A 15,478-nucleotide genomic window follows, 5' to 3' on the forward strand; every position below is an offset into this window, starting at 1 on the left:
TGTTCCGCATTTGGAGGAAAGGATAATGCCGCATTCATTGGACGGATATCATGCACTCATCACCAGGGAAGAGCTTGATCCGGCGCATGTCGGGGCGATGCTGCGGCTACGCAAGCGGCTGTTCGTCGACCATTGCGGCTGGCTTCTGAGCACGACCGGCGACGTCGAACGCGATCAGTTCGACAGCTGGTATACCGAGCACTGCCTGTTGTTCGCAGGCGCCGAGCTGGTCGGTGGCTTCCGCGCGATCCGCACCGACTATCCCTACCTGACCAAGTCGGTGTTCCCGCAGCTTGCGGTGCGCCGCTTTCCGAGCCGTCGCGATGCCTGGGAAATCAGCCGTTTCGGCGTGCTGCCTGGTGTCGCGAGGTCGCGGACGGCACGCGTCAACTACGCGCTGATGTTCCGCTTCGCCGAGCTGCGCGGGGCGGCGGCGCTCGTGGCGCTCGCCGACCTTTCCTACGAGCGCTTCCTCACCCGCATGGACATCCGCACCCGCCGCTACGGCCCGCCGCAGGTGATCGGCAATGATCGCATGGGCCGCCCGCTGACGGCGCTTGCCGGAGAAATCCCGCTTGGTCTCGCCGACAATCCCGGCCTGATCAAATTCCTCGACCTTGGACGGCAATTGGAGATTCACGATGCCTCACATGTTCTCGGACGTTCGAGCATTCCAGCGTGACCCGCTGCGTCTGTTGCTGACGCGCGGCAACGAGGCCGAACTGGGGCTCGTGCCCCTGCGGCTCGGTCCCGCGCCCGTCTTTCTGGTGAACGATCCCGATCTGCTGCGCCCGATCCTCAAGGCGCCGGAGACCGACATCGGAAAGGGCAAGCTGATCAAGAAGCTGACGCCGGTGCTCGGCCGCAGCTCGCTGATGCTGAGCGGCGAGGAGCATAAGCGGCGGCGGACGGTGCTGCAGAAGCACATGGCCAAGGGCAGCGTCGAGAAATTCCTGCCGCATATGTGCGCCGAAATCCGCGCGGTCGGCGCCAGCCTGGCGCGGCTCGGATCGTTCGATCCGCACCATGTCACCGCGATGCTGGCGCTCCGGACCATCTGCGTCGCGATCTTCGGCTCCCAGCTGATGTCGTCCGGCGACGAGGAAGCGCTGGTTCAGGCGGTCGGCGTGATCGAGGACGATCTGGCCGAGGAGATGTTCCGCGCGTTGCCGTTCGGTCCGGTGGCTTGGTACCGGCGCCGGCAGAACCGGGTCTGCGCCAAGCTTGCGATGTCGACGGTGGTGCAACGCCTGCGCCGCAAGGCGGGCTCGAGCAGCGCGCTGCGGGATCTCGAGGCGCTCGGCCTGAGCGATCGCGATCTCGAGGACGAGATCCTGACACTGCTGCTGGCCGGTCATCACACCACGGGTTCGACTGCGGCGTGGATGTTCTACCAGATGGCCGCCGATCCCGCCCTGATGGACGACATTGCCGACGAGGCGGCGGAATGCCTTGGCGACGACGGCGAGCTGCGGCTTGACGCGGTGAAGCGCGCCAATCTGAGCGCGACGTTTGTCAAGGAGGTTTGCCGGCTCTATCCCAGCGCCTGGTGGTTCTCGCGCGAGGTGATGCAGCCGGTGACGATCGGCGGGCGCGACCTCAAGGTCGGCACCTCGCTGCTGATCTGTCCCTGGCAATTGCAGCGCGATCCCAGGCATTTCGAGGATCCCGACCGCTTCCTGATGACGCGGCGCTACAACACCGACGCCTATATCCCGTTCGGCGCCGGCCCGCGCGCCTGCGCCGGGATGGGGGTTGCGATGCTCGAGTTGCAATTGCTCGCGCTCGAGATCGCCGCCGCCTATCGCTTCACCGCCGTCAGCCCGAATCCGGCGCCCTGGCCGAAAGCCTCGGTGACGCTGATTCCGCCGCCGATGACGATCGACATCGAAGTCCGCGAGTTGCCATCGCGCATCCTGCATCTCGGCGAGGAAGCCGAGCGGCTGCCATACATTTCATCCGCCAGCGCGGCGTCCATCAGCACATTACAATCGGTATCCCAATGACAACACACATCACGACGGCCAGCATCGGGCAGAGGGCCATGGATCAAGTGCAAATGCGCAGCTTGCGCGACGTCATCGCGGTGTTGATCGAGCAGCGCAGCATCGTGACGGCGGCCGGCGCGACCTTCGCCGCACATCTGCTCGACCTCGCGATCATGCAGCTCAGGCTCAACGTCAACGATATTTCGGCGGAGGAATTGTCCGGCCTGTCCGACTATGTCGGCGCGGAGTTCAACAGGGACAAGCCCTCGCATTGATCGCGCGAAGCGTTTTCGCGCGAAGTGGACACCGGTTCGTGTGAAGCAAACGCGCTAAAGCAAGAAGCCGGAGCTTCGGTTTTGATTCAATCGGAACCGAAGCTCTAATCCTGCGTCGCCACCAGCGCCTTCATCGTGGCGCCGGCGGCAAGCGCGGCGTCGTTCGGATCGATCTCGATCTGCAGGCCGCGCTGGCCGCCATTGACGAACACGGTGACATGGGTGAGCGCAGTCTCGTCGATCGCGGTCGGCACTTTCTTTTTCTGTCCGAACGGGCTGATGCCGCCGACATGATAGCCGGTCAGCCGCTCGGCATCGGCCGGGCGCATCATCCTGGCCGACTTGCCGCCGAGGGCTGCGGCAAGCTTCTTCATGCTGACCTCGCAGTCGGACGGCACCACGGCGCAGACCGGCTTGCCGTCGACCTCCGCCATCAGCGTCTTGAGCATGCGGTTCGGGTCGACCCCGAGCGCCTCCGCCGCCTGCAGCCCGATGCTCTCGGCGCTGGAATCGTAGACATAGGTGTGGAGCCTGAAGGCTATGCCTAGCTTGCGCAGCGCAATCGTCGCTTGTGTCGAATTGGGCATGGTCCGGGCCGGTTGATACGGGCGAATGATCGCCGCAAAGGGCCCGGCGATCAATCGGCCGTTCGGTCAGCGTCAGGCCACCCCAACATTAAATTCCCGCCAGTCCGCAGCGGCCGGGCGCGGCATGGAATTTTCAGGGGATATCAAAGGCTTGTCGCCGCTCTAAAAGGCGTAAACGACCCCCTTCTTGCTTGCGCAGCCGACCCGCTTCCTTTATCCGATAGGCGCCTTGCGTGCGCGCGGCCGGCCGCCGCTGTTTGGGCTGGGCATATCATGCATGGTCGCTGTGGGCGGACGCGTTTTCGCCGCGATCATGGTCTCTGAAACACCTGAAGGGAACATCTTCGCAATGGCCAATGTTGTCGTCGTCGGCGCCCAATGGGGTGACGAGGGGAAGGGCAAGATCGTCGACTGGCTGTCGGAACAGGCCGACATCGTCGTGCGCTTCCAGGGCGGCCACAATGCCGGCCATACGCTCGTGATCAACGGCGAAACCTACAAGCTGGCGCTGCTGCCCTCCGGCGTGCTGCGCCCGAACAAGCTTGCGGTGATCGGCAATGGCGTGGTGTTCGACCCGCAGGCCTTCCTCGACGAGGTCGCCAAGCTGAAGGGCCAGGGCGTTGCGGTCGGACCGGACAATCTGCGGATCGCCGAGAACGTCACGCTGATCCTGCCGCTGCATCGCGAACTCGACTCGCTGCGCGAATCCTCCAACGCCGTCACCTCGATCGGCACCACCCGCCGCGGCATCGGCCCGGCCTATGAGGACAAGGTCGGCCGCCGCGCCATCCGCCTGATGGATCTCGCCGATCTCGATACCCTGCCGCACAAGATCGAACGCCTGCTGGCGCACCACAATGCGCTGCGCCGCGGCAACAATCTGGCGGAGATCGACGGCAAGGGGATTCTCGCCGAACTGACGGCGTTCGCGCCGAAACTGCTGCCCTATGCCGAGACGGTGTGGCGGCTGCTGGATATCAAGCGCCGCGAGGGCAAGCGCATCTTGTTCGAGGGCGCGCAGGGCGCGCTGCTCGACGTCGACCACGGCACCTATCCCTATGTGACGTCGTCCAATACGGTGGCGGCGCAGGCCGCGACCGGCACCGGCATGGGTCCGGGCGCGGTCGGCTATGTGCTCGGCATCTGCAAGGCCTACACCACCCGGGTCGGCCAGGGTCCGTTCCCGACCGAGCTGAACGACGAGATCGGCGAGGAAATCGGTCGCCGCGGCAAGGAATTTGGCGTCAACACCGGGCGCAAGCGCCGGGTCGGCTGGTTCGACGCGATGCTGGTGCGGCAGACCGTCCGCACCTGCGGAATTGCCGGGCTGGCGCTGACCAAGCTTGATATTCTCGACGGGTTCGACAGCATCAAGGTCTGCATCGGCTACAAGCTCGACGGCAAGGAAATCGACCATTTGCCGGCGGGCGAGGGCGCGCAGGCCCGAATCGAGCCGATTTATGAGATCATCGAGGGCTGGAAGCAGCCGACCGCCAATGCGCGGTCCTGGGCGGACCTGCCGGCCCAGGCCATCAAGTATGTCCGCCGGGTCGAGGAGCTGGTGGGGTGCCCGGTCACCCTGCTTTCCACCAGTCCGGAACGTGAAGATACTATTCTGGTACAGAATCCGTTCGAGGCTTAACGGGATATTACCTATATCCCACCAATTGTGTGGAAATGGCTGACTACTACCCGCTGATCGCCCGTGCCATCGCCGGACTGGACCCCAACGCCCCCGGCGAAGCCCGCCGTGCGCTGTATGCGCGGGCGCGGACAGCGTTGATCCAGCAACTCCGCGGTGTGCAGCCGCCGCTCTCCGAATCCGAGATCACCCGCGAACGGCTGTCGCTGGAAGAAGCGGTGCGCAAGGTCGAGTCCGAGGCCGCGCAGCGCGCCCGCGAGGCCTCGCGCCCCGGCGGCGGGGCGGCCCGCAGCAGCGACCCGCTGCGCCGTGCCAATCCAAGACCGCCGGAGGCAAATACAAGGCCGCCCGAGGCCAATTCCGCCGACAATGCCGCGCGCCCGCGGCCGCCGGCCGAACCGCGCCCGCCGCGCAATTTGCGCCCCGACGCGCCGCCGCCGGCCCCGCCGCGGCCGCAGAACCCGCAGGTTGCTGCCGGCACCGATACCCAGGCGCCGTCCGCCCGGCCGGCTGCGCCGCGCCGTGGCCCCGAAGGCGCGCCCCCGACGCCGCCGGCCGCCCCGGGCGTGCGCGGCTTCCGCGACATCACTGCCGACGCCGACGATCTCGGGCGGGCCGCGGCGCAGGCCAGCCGCAACGCGCGCAAGACCTACGCCAACGTGCCGTCGCCCTCGCCGGAATTCGACCGGCTCGAGCCGAGCCTCGAAAACCGCGGCGGCGATCCCGAGGCGCCATATTCCTACGACGAGTCGATCGAGGAGGCGGAGCGCTACGCCCCGCAGCCGCCCCAGGCGCCGCCGCCACGCTCGCGGGTCAGCAATGCCGAGGGCGAGCCGAAGCGGCCGCGTGTCGGTTCGATGTTCCCGTTCAAGACCGCGATCGCGATCGGCATCCTGCTGATCCTGGTCGGCACCGGCTTTCTGTTCCACCAGCAGGCCGCCACCCTCGTCAGCAGCCTGTTCAAATCCTCGGCCCCGGTCGAGGCGCCGAAGGATGCCGCGGCGACGCCTTCGAGCAAGAAGATTACCGACCGCGTCGGCCAGCCGTCGTCGTCCGGCGAGCCGGTCGCTCCGGTGGCGCAGCGCGTGGTGCTTTATGACGAGGACCCGTCGGATCCGAAGGGCAAGCAATATGTCGGTTCGGTGGTCTGGCGCACCGAACAGGTCAAGGGCTCGGGCAACCAGAAGCCCGACATCGCCGTGCGCGCCGACATCGACATCCCCGATCGCAAGTTCAAGATGACGATGTCGTTCCGCCGCAACACCGATTCATCGCTGCCGGCGAGCCATACCGCGGAATTGACCTTCATCCTGCCGCAGGACTTCGCCAATGGCGGCGTCGGTAATGTGCCGGGCATCCTGATGAAGTCCAACGAGCAGGCGCGCGGCACGCCGCTGGCCGGGCTCGCGGTCAAGGTCACCGACGGCTTCTTCCTGGTCGGCCTCTCCAACGTCGACGCCGACCGCTCGCGCAATCTGCAGCTGCTGAAGGAACGCTCCTGGTTCGACGTGCCGCTGGTCTACACCAACCAGCGCCGCGCCATCATCGCGATCGAAAAGGGCGCCCCCGGCGAGCGCGCCTTCAACGACGCGTTCGCGGCGTGGGGTGAGTAACAGCTTCAGCGCTCACCTCGGTACTCACGATCTCATCGCCCCGCTGAGTCCGGGCGTTTCCGTATCGCAGCGAAGTCCGGCTGTTGCAGCGCATCGACGCGATGATCCCGGAACATTACCGGGCGCTTTCGATTTTCCCTAGAACCGTCGCGTGACTGCGTTACACTCGCCTGATGTCGGGCAGGGGCACGCCATGAAACGCTATCTGATCTTCGCAGCCATCGGGCCGTTCATCGGCGGCTTCCTGCTGCTGCTCATGACCACCTATCAGTCCGGCTACTGGACCGAGACCAATGGCGGCGAGGTGGCGAAGCTGCTCGCCGTGTTCGTGAAGTCGCTGCAATACAATTATCTGTTCGGCATCGTGCCGTCGCTGATGTTCGGCGCGGTCGACGACATCCTGATGCATATGCGGCGGATCACGCCGACGGTGCGGATGCTGATCGTAGGTCTCGTGGCGTTCGTCGGCGCGGCGCTGACCTACGCCTCGCACGGCTCCGAGAGCGGCGCGGTGCAGTTCATCCTCTACGGGATGGTCGGCCTCATCCCGGGCGTGATCACGTCCTGGCTGGCGCACAAATATGCCGAAGAGCAGCACGTGCCGGCGACGCCGGCATCCCAGCATTAGGGCATGTACTCATTGCCTCGGGAAAAGCAGAAGTCGTCAGCTTTGACGTGATCGGCGATTTCCGACCGGTCGGCGCAACGAGCGCATCGCAGCCGGACGGGAAGTCGTGTCTAATGCACGGCGAGCGGCGGGGGCCGCTATTATGGCAATCTCGTCAATGGATTAGGCGCCGGCCGCAAGCCGGCCGCATTGCCTTTCATGGAGCTGTCATATGGACGTCATGTCAGCGTAGTCCAAATGTCACATGGCCGCTTTTGTCCTCCCGCGGCTGTGAGGGCGATCCATGAGCGATGTAGCGTTACCTGGTTCGATCGAGCCTGCGCGTAGCGGCGGGCCCGATCTCGAGAAAGGCTTTCATCCTCTCACCGGCATCATTTATCTCGGCGTGATCGGCGCCGCGCTGCTGTTCGTGGCCTACAGCATCTACGCGGATGTCGGCGCGACGGGCGTCGGCAAGACCTCCTATCTCGCGTTCCTGCTGCTGTTCGTGGCGCTGTTGATCTCGCTCGGCTTCGAATTCGTCAACGGCTTTCACGACACGGCGAACGCCGTCGCCACCGTGATCTACACCCGTTCGATGCCGGCCCACATTGCCGTCGTCTGGTCGGGGCTCTTCAATCTGATCGGTGTCCTGCTCTCCAGCGGCGCCGTTGCCTTCGGCATCGTCTCGCTGTTGCCGGTCGAACTGATCCTTCAGGTCGGCAGCAGCGCCGGCTTCGCGATGGTGTTTGCGCTGCTGATCGCCGCCATCATCTGGAACGTGGGTACCTGGTATTTTGGTTTGCCCGCCTCGAGTTCGCACACCCTGATCGGATCGATCATGGGCGTCGGTATCGCGAACGCCCTGATGCACGGACGGGAGGGGACCTCCGGCGTGGATTGGTCACAGGCCGTCAGCATCGGCAAGGCGCTGCTGTTGTCGCCGCTGTTCGGATTTGCGCTCGCTGCCATCCTGCTCTACGGGCTGAAAACCGCGCTGTTGCGCGCAACGCCGGCGCTGTTCGGCGAGCCGAAAGGCGATCAGCCGCCGCCATGGTGGATCCGCGGCATCCTGATCCTGACCTGCACCCTGGTCAGCTTCTTCCACGGATCGAACGACGGTCAAAAGGGCATGGGTCTGATCATGCTCATCCTGATCGGCGTAGTCCCAACCGCTTACGCGCTCAACCGCGCGATGCCTGCGAGCCAGATCGCGGCATTCACCGCGAATTCGGCGGCGGCGAGCAAGGTGATCGAGGATAAGGGAGCCGATCGCAAGGTGACGGGCAATCCGCGTCCGGCGGTGACGAACTACATCGCCCTTCGGCAACTCACCGACGATACCTATCCGTCACTCGCCGTTCTCGTCGGCGAAATCCGCGACCAGGTCGTTCAGTACGGTTCGCTGGCGAAATTCCCGGCCGAGGCCGTCGGCAACACGCGCAACGACATGTATCTGGTATCGGAGGCGCTGCGCTTGCTCATGAAGAGCGGCGACAATGGGCTGAACGATGCCGATGTCGCGACGCTCAATCGCTACAAAGGCTCGCTGGATGCCGCGACCAAATTCATTCCGTCCTGGGTGAAGATTGCGGTCGCGATCGCGCTCGGTCTCGGCACGATGGTCGGCTGGAAGCGGATTGTCGTGACGGTGGGTGAAAAGATCGGCAAGACCCATCTGACCTATGCGCAGGGTGCCTGCGCCGAGATCACGGCGGCCGCGACCATCGCCGCGGCAGACGGGTACGGCTTGCCGGTGTCGACGACGCATGTGTTGTCGTCCGGCATCGCCGGCACCATGACCGCGAACGGATCCGGCCTGCAATGGTCGACAGTCCGCAACATCGCCATGGCGTGGGTTCTGACCTTGCCGGTGGCGATGCTGATCTCGGGCCTGCTCTACTTTGTTTTCGCGCATTTGTTTTAGCCGGAGCAGCAAGACAACCGGATGCATGAGACCTGCATCCGGATTCGGGGAAAGGAATTTCGAGTGGCAGATGCAAGCTTCAGCCTTCTGACGGGCAACGACATCGAAACACGCCTGGTCCGCGCCGGCGGCCTTATCTTTCGCGAAGGTGAGCAGGCCAACGAGCTGTTCGTGATCAAGAGCGGCTATGTGCGCATTCAGGTCGGTAACAAGACCATGGCTGAGCTGGCACCTGACACGATCTTTGGCGAAATGGCGTTGATCGACAACGAGCCAAGAAGCGCGACCGCCACGGCGCTCACGGATGTCGAGCTCGTCCCGGTCTCGGAAAAGCAGTTTCTCTTCCTCGTCAGCCAGACGCCGCATTTTGCCCTGAAGGTGATGCGGACGCTGGCTCAGCGGCTCAGAACCATGAACAAGGGCGTCTATTAGGCGAGGCGAAGAGAGCATCTCGCCAGTTCACGCTTCGCGCGAAAACATCTCGCTGATTGTTGCAAAACGGCGGACATTTCCGTCCGCCGTCGCTTCGGCTTGACGCTGTCGGCGGCGCGGGGCACGTGACGAGGCTTGAACGGCCTTGAATGTGACACAGTGGTAATGTGACGCAACTTGAACCACCTGCCTGCGTTACCATGTGATGGCCATGCCCGAGGACGACATTTTCAACCCCCACGCCACGCGATCGCGGCCGCCTTTCGGCGGGGCGCAGGCGCGCGGCAAGGTCATCGATCAGGACGGGCGCGAGCTCCGCGATGGTCCGCTGCATCCGCAGTTCCAAGGCTTTCAGGGTGCCTTTCAGGAAGGCTTCCGCTTCGACTTCCGCAACTCCACCGCCAACCCGTTCGGCAACCTGACGCGCGAGGAGCGGCTCGCGCGGCTGGAGATGATCGCAAAGCTGCTCGACGTCGCCTTCGTCGTGCCGGGCACCAATGTCCGCTACGGCATCGATGGGCTGATCGGCCTGATCCCGGTGATCGGCGATCTCATCACCACCGCGATCTCGCTGTGGCTGGTGCGCGAGGCCCGTCTGCTGGGTGCGCCCTGGCACATCACCGCGCGGATGCTTGCCAATGTCGCGGTCGACGGCGTGGTCGGCATGGTGCCGGTGGCGGGCGATGCCTTCGACGTCATGTTCCGCGCCAATATCCGCAATGTGCGGATGCTGCGGCGCTGGCTCGACAAGCAGCCGAGACTCTAGCCTCAAAAACAAAAGCCCCCGGATCGGTCCGAGGGCTTTTCGTTAGCGACGAGTAGAAGGTCTATGCCGCGTCGGCGTCGGTCTGGGCCGGCTCGGGGCGCGGACGGCGCGGCAGCGGGAAGCCTTCGCTCTCATACAGCGAACGGATGCCGTTCTGGTCGAAACGGGCTTCCTCGACCTGGAGGTAGGCGCCGTTCAGCGAGTCCGCCGGCAGCTCTTCCATCGCAAAGCGCACGGCTTCGGCGGCAGTGCCGAAACGGCGATAGGCGAAGCCGGCCCGCTTCTTCTTGCGGATCGCGGCGGGGAACAGTTCAGCGGACGTGTTATAGTTGAACGGACGCAGGGGACGCATGGTCGACGACCTCTTGTGTTCTTGGCATAGAGCGGCGAAAGGGATTTTGGGGGACGGCGGCCTACAATCGGCGGCGCGCCGTACATGTCATTTCGATCCCTAATATAGGCCTCTTTGACAAAAATGCGACCCCAGAAGCGCCCCCGGCAGGGCACATGCTGAATCCGCGCATGGCACGCGGTCAATCAAAATAACTCCATTTATTTCAATGGCTTACAGCCATTAAATCTTGTCGAGCCAGGCCAGGATCGCGACCACGATCAAAATCACCCCGAAAAGGCCCATTCCGGAGTGGCCGAGACCATAGCCGTAGCCGCGGATGCGGCCGCTATAGCCGCCCAGCAGGATAATCAGCAGGAGGATGATGAGGATCAGTCCAAGCGACATGGCGCCCTCCTCAGAACAGGCGGCAGCCGCACGGCGAGACGCCTACGGCCCCGCAAATTCGGAGCAAAGCACATTCCGGGGCGCGAGTCGTTAAGGCCGCCGGCCGATCACGAGGATATTGTTGGGCGCCGGGGCGGCTATTTCTTGCTTTCGTCGATCGGGAGCACCTTCAGGGGCGTCGGATAGAGCTCGACCCGCAGCGAGTCGCTGGCGATCAGGCCGATCTTGTGCAGCGGCGCCTGTTCGAGCTCGCCGGAAGCGGATTTGTGCACGGCGTATTGCCAGACGCTCATCGAGCCCTTGGCGACCAGCATCTTGGCAATGCCGCCGGCATTCTGGCCCTCGACCTGCGCGAGGTCGGCGTCCGTCAGGCCGATGACGATTTCGTCCTTGGAGGTGATGACCTTGAACAGCGAGATCTTGTCGGCGGCGAACGCCGGCATGCTCACCGCGCTCCCGATGATGAAGCTGGCAAGACCGAGACCAAACAAAAGCTTTGCTGGAATTGGCGACATCAAAATTTCCTTGTGTTTACGCGCGCGGAAGGACGGCCGCGCCAAAACAAAACCCCGCGCGACCGGTTCTTGGTCGCGCGGGGCGGAGAAATCGTTCGACGTAAGGCCTGGATATTTGCCGGACCCACCATTGTCATTGCCGGGCCTGACCCGGCAATCCATCGCGGAGTGGCCGCTGCTACTTCTTCTCGTTCAGCTTCAGCGCCGCCGAGTTGATGCAGTAGCGCAGGCCGGTGGGGCCGGGGCCGTCGTTGAAGACATGGCCGAGATGGCCGTCGCATTTCGAGCACAGCACCTCGGTGCGGACCATGCCGTGGCTCACATCGCGCTCCTCGTCGACATGGCTCTCGACCGCGGGCTTGGAGAAGCTCGGCCAGCCGCAGCCGGAATCGAACTTCTGGTCGGACTCGAACAGCGGCTGCCCGCAGCCGGCGCAGACATAGGTGCCCTTGCGGGGATCATGCTCGTATTCGCCGGTGAAGGGCCGCTCGGTCGCCTTCTCACGCAGCACGGCGTACTGCATCGGCGTCAATTCCTTGCGCCACTCGGCCTCGCTCTTGCGGACCTTGCCGTCGGTTTTGGTATCGGACATTCAGCCTCCTTTGCGAGATGCTCAGTTGGTGACCTTGGTGCTGCTCACCAGCGTCGGCTTCTCGATGTAGTCCTCTGCGAAGATCTTCTTCAGGTTCTCGACCTTCGGGATGTCGTTATACGCAATATAGGGTTGGTTCGGGTGCAGGGTCAGGTAGTCCTGGTGGTAGCCCTCCGCCGGATAGAACGCCTCCAGCGCGCCGACCTTGGTGACGATCGGCTTCTTGTAGACCTTGGCCGCGTTGAGCTGGGCGATATAGGCGTCCGCCACCTTCTTCTGCTCGTCGCTGGTCGTGAAGATCGCCGAGCGATACTGCGTGCCGGAGTCGGGCCCCTGGCGGTTCAGCTGGGTCGGGTCGTGCACGACGGAGAAGAAGATCTGCAGGATCTTGCCGTAGGAGATCTTCTGCGGGTCGTACTTGATTTCGACGGATTCGGCGTGGCCGGTGGTACCGGTCGAGACCTTCTCGTAATCGGCATTCGCCTTGCTGCCACCGGAGTAGCCGGACACCGCGCTGACGATGCCGGCGGTGTGCTGGAACACGCCCTGCACGCCCCAGAAGCAGCCGCCGGCAAGCACCGCGGTCTTGATGCCGGTTTCCGGCGCGCTCGCGGCCGGCGGCGGGATGACCACGGCGTCCTCGGCGGCAAGCGAGGGCGCAACGGCAAAAGCGGCAACGGCCAGCGCGCCGATCGCGGCGGCGCAAAGCGAGAGGCGGCTGAGGGAGCTTTTGGGCATGGGTTCCTCGTGGGATCGCAATTGGGGGCCAGTCTAGAGCGGGAGCCGGCATTGGCAAATCGGGCCGGGCTGCTCCGACGCTTCAAAATACGGGCGAAGGAGCGTTTTGTTACCGCGCCGGCCACACGGTTTCGTGAGGGAAATCAGCGAGGTTCAGGGATGACGGTGATGGATTTTTGCCCGCGGCCTCTCCACGCCCGTCGTCCTGGCGAAGGCCAGGACCCATAACCACCAAATGTAACTGTAGGCGGGATCGTGGCCCCAGCGTCCCGCAACAACAAGCAGGCGGGGTAATGGGTCCTGGCTTTCGCCAGGACGACGCTGAAGGTTGGGCCCGCCTGCGAGGCATACGCTCACCTGCTGTCAGGATGACGTCGGCGCCTGCGGGACCTTCACACCACGATGCTCAGTCGCTTCGCCGCCCGCGTGATGCCTGTATAGAGCCACCGCGCGCGCGAGTCCTGGAACGCAAAGCTCTCGTCGAACAGCACGACGTCGTCCCATTGCGAGCCCTGCGACTTGTGCACGGTCAGCACATAGCCGTAGTCGAACTCGTCATAGGGCTTGCGCTGCTCCCACGGCACGCCCTCGACGCCGCCGTCGAAACATTCGCCGCGCACCGAGACCTTGGTGACCTTGTAGCCGAAATCCTCGTCCGGCATCACGCGCATGGTGATGATCTTCGACTTCGACTGCGCGCGCGCCTTGACCCGCCACAGTCCGCCGTTGAACAGGCCCTTCTTGCGGTTGTTGCGCAGGCAGACCAGCTTGTCGCCGGCGACGGGGAGAGGATCCTCGATGTTCTGCCGCTGCCGCACTCGCATGTTGTAGGCGCGGCGGGTGTTGTTGCGGCCGACCAGCACCTGGTCGGCCCTCATCACGCGGTCGGGATCGAGCTCCTTGCGCGAGACCACCTCGCTCTCGCCATGGCGGCCGATCTCGAGCTCGCGGCCCTCGCGGATATCCATCGACATCCGCACGATCGGATCGTCCTGCGCCTGGCGGTGCACCTCGGTCAGCATCGCGTCCGGTTCGGCGTCGGTGAAGAAGCCGCCGCCCTGGATCGGCGGCAATTGCGCGGGGTCGCCGAGCACCAGCAGCGGGCAGTCGAACGACATCAGGTCGCGGCCGAGCTCGGCATCGACCATCGAGCATTCGTCGATCACGATCAGCTTCGCTTTTGATGCCGGCGCGTCGTCCCACAGCTCAAAACTCGGCTGCTCGACGCCGGACTCGCGGGCGCGGTAGATCAGGGAATGGATCGTGGAGGCGCTGTCGCAGCCCTTGTTGCGCATCACCAGCGCCGCCTTGCCGGTGAAGGCCGCGAATTTCACCTCGCCATCGACGCCTTCGGCGATGTGGCGGGCGAGCGTGGTCTTGCCGGTTCCGGCATAGCCGAACAGGCGGAATACCGGCGGCGTCCCGTTCTGGCCGGGCTTGGCTTTCAGCCAGTCGGCAACGGCTTTCAGCGCGGAATCCTGGTGCGGCGTAAAGGTGGTCATGAGCTTTCGGAAGGGTGAGCGCGATCAATAACGCCGCGACTCAGCTCGTTGCAAGCTAACCATTCGTGCGTTCCGATCAAGCCGGCTTCCGCTACGCGGAATTGTGGTTTCGTCCCCGAGGCTAGACTTGGGGTGCTGTGGCACTAGACTGCCGCAAAACAACAAATGGTCGGGGACCACGACAAATGGTCAAGCACGCGACCTTGGGAGTGACGCCATGAAATTCGGCATCTTCTACGAGCTGCAGCTGCCGCGCCCCTGGAACGACGGCGACGAGCTCAGGCTCTACCAGAACGCGCTGACGCAATTGGAGACCGCCGACCGGCTCGGCTACGACTACGCCTGGGTCGTCGAGCATCACTTCCTCGAGGAATATTCGCACTCGCCGGCGCCGGAATCCTTCCTCGCCGCCGCGAGCCAGCGCACCAGGAACATCAGGCTCGGCCACGGCATCTTCCAGCTCACCACCAATCATCCCGCGCGCGTCGCCGAGCGGGTCGCGGTGCTCGATCTGCTCTCGAACGGCCGCTGCGAGTTCGGCATGGGCGAGAGCGCCTCGATCACCGAGCTGACGCCGTTCGGCCGCGACATGGAGACCAAGCGCGAGGTGTTCGAGGAGGCGGTGAGTGCGATCTTCCCGATGTTCACCAAGGTAGGCACCGAACATCACGGCAAGTATTTCGACATCCCGCTGCGCAACGTCGTGCCGAAGCCGGTGCAGAAGCCGCATCCGCCGCTGTGGATGGCGTGCTCGCAGCTGCCGACGATCGAACGCGCCGGCCAGAACGGATTTGGCGCGCTCGGCTTCCAGTTCGTCAGCGCCGAGGCGGCGCATGCCTGGGTGCACGCCTATTACAACGCGATCACCAAGCGGCTGAAGAAGCTCGCCGGCTACGAGATCAATCCCAACATGGCGCTGGTCTCGTTCTTCATGTGCGCGGAGACCGATGAGGAAGCGCGTCGGCGCGCCGACGGCGCGACCTTCTTCCAGTTCGCGCTGCGTTATTACGGTCAGGCGCAGAACCGGCAGCGGCCGGCGCCCGGCACCGTCAACATGTGGGACGAGTACAACAAGTGGAAGCGCGAGAATCCCGAGGCGCAGGAGGCCGCGCTGCGCGGCGGCCTGATCGGTTCGCCGGAAACGATCGCTAAGAAGCTGCGGCGCTTCCGCGCCTCGCATATCGACCAGGTGATCCTGCTCAACCAGGCCGGCAAGAACACCCATGAGCACATCTGCGAGTCGCTCGAATTGTTCGGCAAGGAAGTGATGCCGGAGTTCCAGCATGATCCCGAGCACGATGCCTGGAAGAAGGGCGTGCTTGACGGCTCGATCCAGCTCGAGGAGATCGACACCCAGGCGTTCTCGGACCGCTACGGTAAACTCGCGGTCAATGTCGGCCCGAAGACCGCAGCCGCGGGCTGATCGATTCTTGAGCAGCGACCTCGCGATCGCGTGAAGAAAATAATTCGCTACGCGCGACCCGCGCCTTGAACGAAACGGCACGTGCGATGCCTGCACCGAAGTGCCGGCATCGCTATTTTTGTGCGGTGCTCG

General features: G+C 64.3%; 18 protein-coding genes. 11 read left to right on the top strand and 7 right to left on the bottom strand.

Translation table 11 applies throughout. The features are described 5' to 3' along the window. The first annotated feature begins 25 nt into the window (after positions 1 to 25). From AC066Y_RS28250 to AC066Y_RS28260, 3 genes are read left to right on the top strand one after another with little or no spacing between them, the layout of a single operon-like run. Positions 26 to 682, top strand: coding sequence for an acyl-homoserine-lactone synthase (locus tag AC066Y_RS28250; protein ID WP_478276727.1), 657 nt, complete (start codon positions 26 to 28; stop codon positions 680 to 682). Next, complete coding sequence (locus tag AC066Y_RS28255; protein ID WP_478276728.1) at positions 642 to 2,006, top strand: cytochrome P450; 1,365 nt, start codon at positions 642 to 644, stop codon at positions 2,004 to 2,006. Before AC066Y_RS28250 ends, AC066Y_RS28255 begins: the two co-directional genes overlap by 41 nt. 38 nt (positions 2,007 to 2,044) lie before the next feature. Further along, entirely contained in the window at positions 2,045 to 2,263 is a 219-nt protein-coding gene (locus AC066Y_RS28260) for a hypothetical protein (protein ID WP_092117320.1), read from the top strand. A gap of 104 nt (positions 2,264 to 2,367) precedes the next feature. Here the strand turns inward: AC066Y_RS28260 and ybaK are convergent, their stop codons facing one another. After that, on the bottom strand, positions 2,368 to 2,850 hold the full coding sequence (gene ybaK / locus AC066Y_RS28265; RefSeq protein WP_212316129.1) for a Cys-tRNA(Pro) deacylase: 483 nt from the start codon (positions 2,848 to 2,850) through the stop codon (positions 2,368 to 2,370). Between the two features lie 25 nt (positions 2,851 to 2,875). On the opposite strand from ybaK, the gene AC066Y_RS28270 reads away from it, so the two are divergent. The 7 genes from AC066Y_RS28270 (at position 2,876) to AC066Y_RS28300 (ending at position 9,837) form a co-directional block, all read left to right on the top strand. Continuing rightward, on the top strand, positions 2,876 to 3,016 hold the full coding sequence (locus tag AC066Y_RS28270) for a hypothetical protein (protein WP_478276729.1): 141 nt from the start codon (positions 2,876 to 2,878) through the stop codon (positions 3,014 to 3,016). Positions 3,017 to 3,199: 183 nt separating this feature from the next. Beyond that, on the top strand, positions 3,200 to 4,492 hold the full coding sequence (locus tag AC066Y_RS28275) for an adenylosuccinate synthase (RefSeq protein ID WP_456760972.1): 1,293 nt from the start codon (positions 3,200 to 3,202) through the stop codon (positions 4,490 to 4,492). Positions 4,493 to 4,527: 35 nt separating this feature from the next. Next, a complete protein-coding gene (locus AC066Y_RS28280) occupies positions 4,528 to 6,105 on the top strand; it encodes a hypothetical protein (protein WP_478276730.1) in 1,578 nt (525 codons plus the stop codon). A 193-nt stretch (positions 6,106 to 6,298) separates the two neighbouring features. Then, the gene (locus tag AC066Y_RS28285; RefSeq protein ID WP_478276731.1) at positions 6,299 to 6,733 is read left to right on the top strand and encodes a DUF5413 family protein; all 435 of its coding nucleotides are present in this window, start codon (positions 6,299 to 6,301) and stop codon (positions 6,731 to 6,733) included. A 283-nt stretch (positions 6,734 to 7,016) separates the two neighbouring features. Continuing rightward, entirely contained in the window at positions 7,017 to 8,639 is a 1,623-nt protein-coding gene (locus AC066Y_RS28290; protein WP_478276732.1) for an inorganic phosphate transporter, read from the top strand. 63 nt (positions 8,640 to 8,702) lie between these two features. Continuing rightward, on the top strand, positions 8,703 to 9,071 hold the full coding sequence (locus AC066Y_RS28295) for a Crp/Fnr family transcriptional regulator (protein WP_456760975.1): 369 nt from the start codon (positions 8,703 to 8,705) through the stop codon (positions 9,069 to 9,071). A 205-nt stretch (positions 9,072 to 9,276) separates the two neighbouring features. Beyond that, complete coding sequence (locus AC066Y_RS28300; protein WP_478276733.1) at positions 9,277 to 9,837, top strand: DUF4112 domain-containing protein; 561 nt, start codon at positions 9,277 to 9,279, stop codon at positions 9,835 to 9,837. A 61-nt stretch (positions 9,838 to 9,898) separates the two neighbouring features. Here AC066Y_RS28300 and AC066Y_RS28305 read toward each other — a convergent pair whose 3' ends face one another. From AC066Y_RS28305 to AC066Y_RS28330, 6 genes are all read right to left on the bottom strand, one after another. Then, the gene (locus AC066Y_RS28305; RefSeq protein ID WP_092117298.1) at positions 9,899 to 10,189 is read right to left on the bottom strand and encodes a hypothetical protein; all 291 of its coding nucleotides are present in this window, start codon (positions 10,187 to 10,189) and stop codon (positions 9,899 to 9,901) included. 222 nt (positions 10,190 to 10,411) lie between these two features. Then, the gene (locus tag AC066Y_RS28310; RefSeq protein ID WP_016844323.1) at positions 10,412 to 10,576 is read right to left on the bottom strand and encodes a DUF3309 family protein; all 165 of its coding nucleotides are present in this window, start codon (positions 10,574 to 10,576) and stop codon (positions 10,412 to 10,414) included. 137 nt (positions 10,577 to 10,713) lie between these two features. Further along, on the bottom strand, positions 10,714 to 11,091 hold the full coding sequence (locus AC066Y_RS28315; RefSeq protein WP_478276734.1) for a hypothetical protein: 378 nt from the start codon (positions 11,089 to 11,091) through the stop codon (positions 10,714 to 10,716). A 178-nt stretch (positions 11,092 to 11,269) separates the two neighbouring features. Next, a complete protein-coding gene (msrB, locus tag AC066Y_RS28320) occupies positions 11,270 to 11,683 on the bottom strand; it encodes a peptide-methionine (R)-S-oxide reductase MsrB (protein ID WP_478276735.1) in 414 nt (137 codons plus the stop codon). Between the two features lie 21 nt (positions 11,684 to 11,704). Beyond that, positions 11,705 to 12,421 (bottom strand): peptide-methionine (S)-S-oxide reductase MsrA, encoded by a 717-nt coding sequence (gene msrA, locus AC066Y_RS28325; RefSeq protein ID WP_478276736.1) that lies wholly within the window; start codon positions 12,419 to 12,421, stop codon positions 11,705 to 11,707. 392 nt (positions 12,422 to 12,813) lie between these two features. Further along, a complete protein-coding gene (locus AC066Y_RS28330; RefSeq protein ID WP_478276737.1) occupies positions 12,814 to 13,923 on the bottom strand; it encodes an ATP-dependent DNA helicase in 1,110 nt (369 codons plus the stop codon). 217 nt (positions 13,924 to 14,140) lie between these two features. On the opposite strand from AC066Y_RS28330, the gene AC066Y_RS28335 reads away from it, so the two are divergent. Then, positions 14,141 to 15,346: an LLM class flavin-dependent oxidoreductase gene (locus AC066Y_RS28335; RefSeq protein WP_478276738.1), complete on the top strand. Its 1,206-nt coding sequence runs from the start codon at positions 14,141 to 14,143 to the stop codon at positions 15,344 to 15,346. Positions 15,347 to 15,478 lie beyond the last annotated feature (132 nt).

It is taken from the genome of Bradyrhizobium sp. USDA3010 (assembly GCF_056429065.1).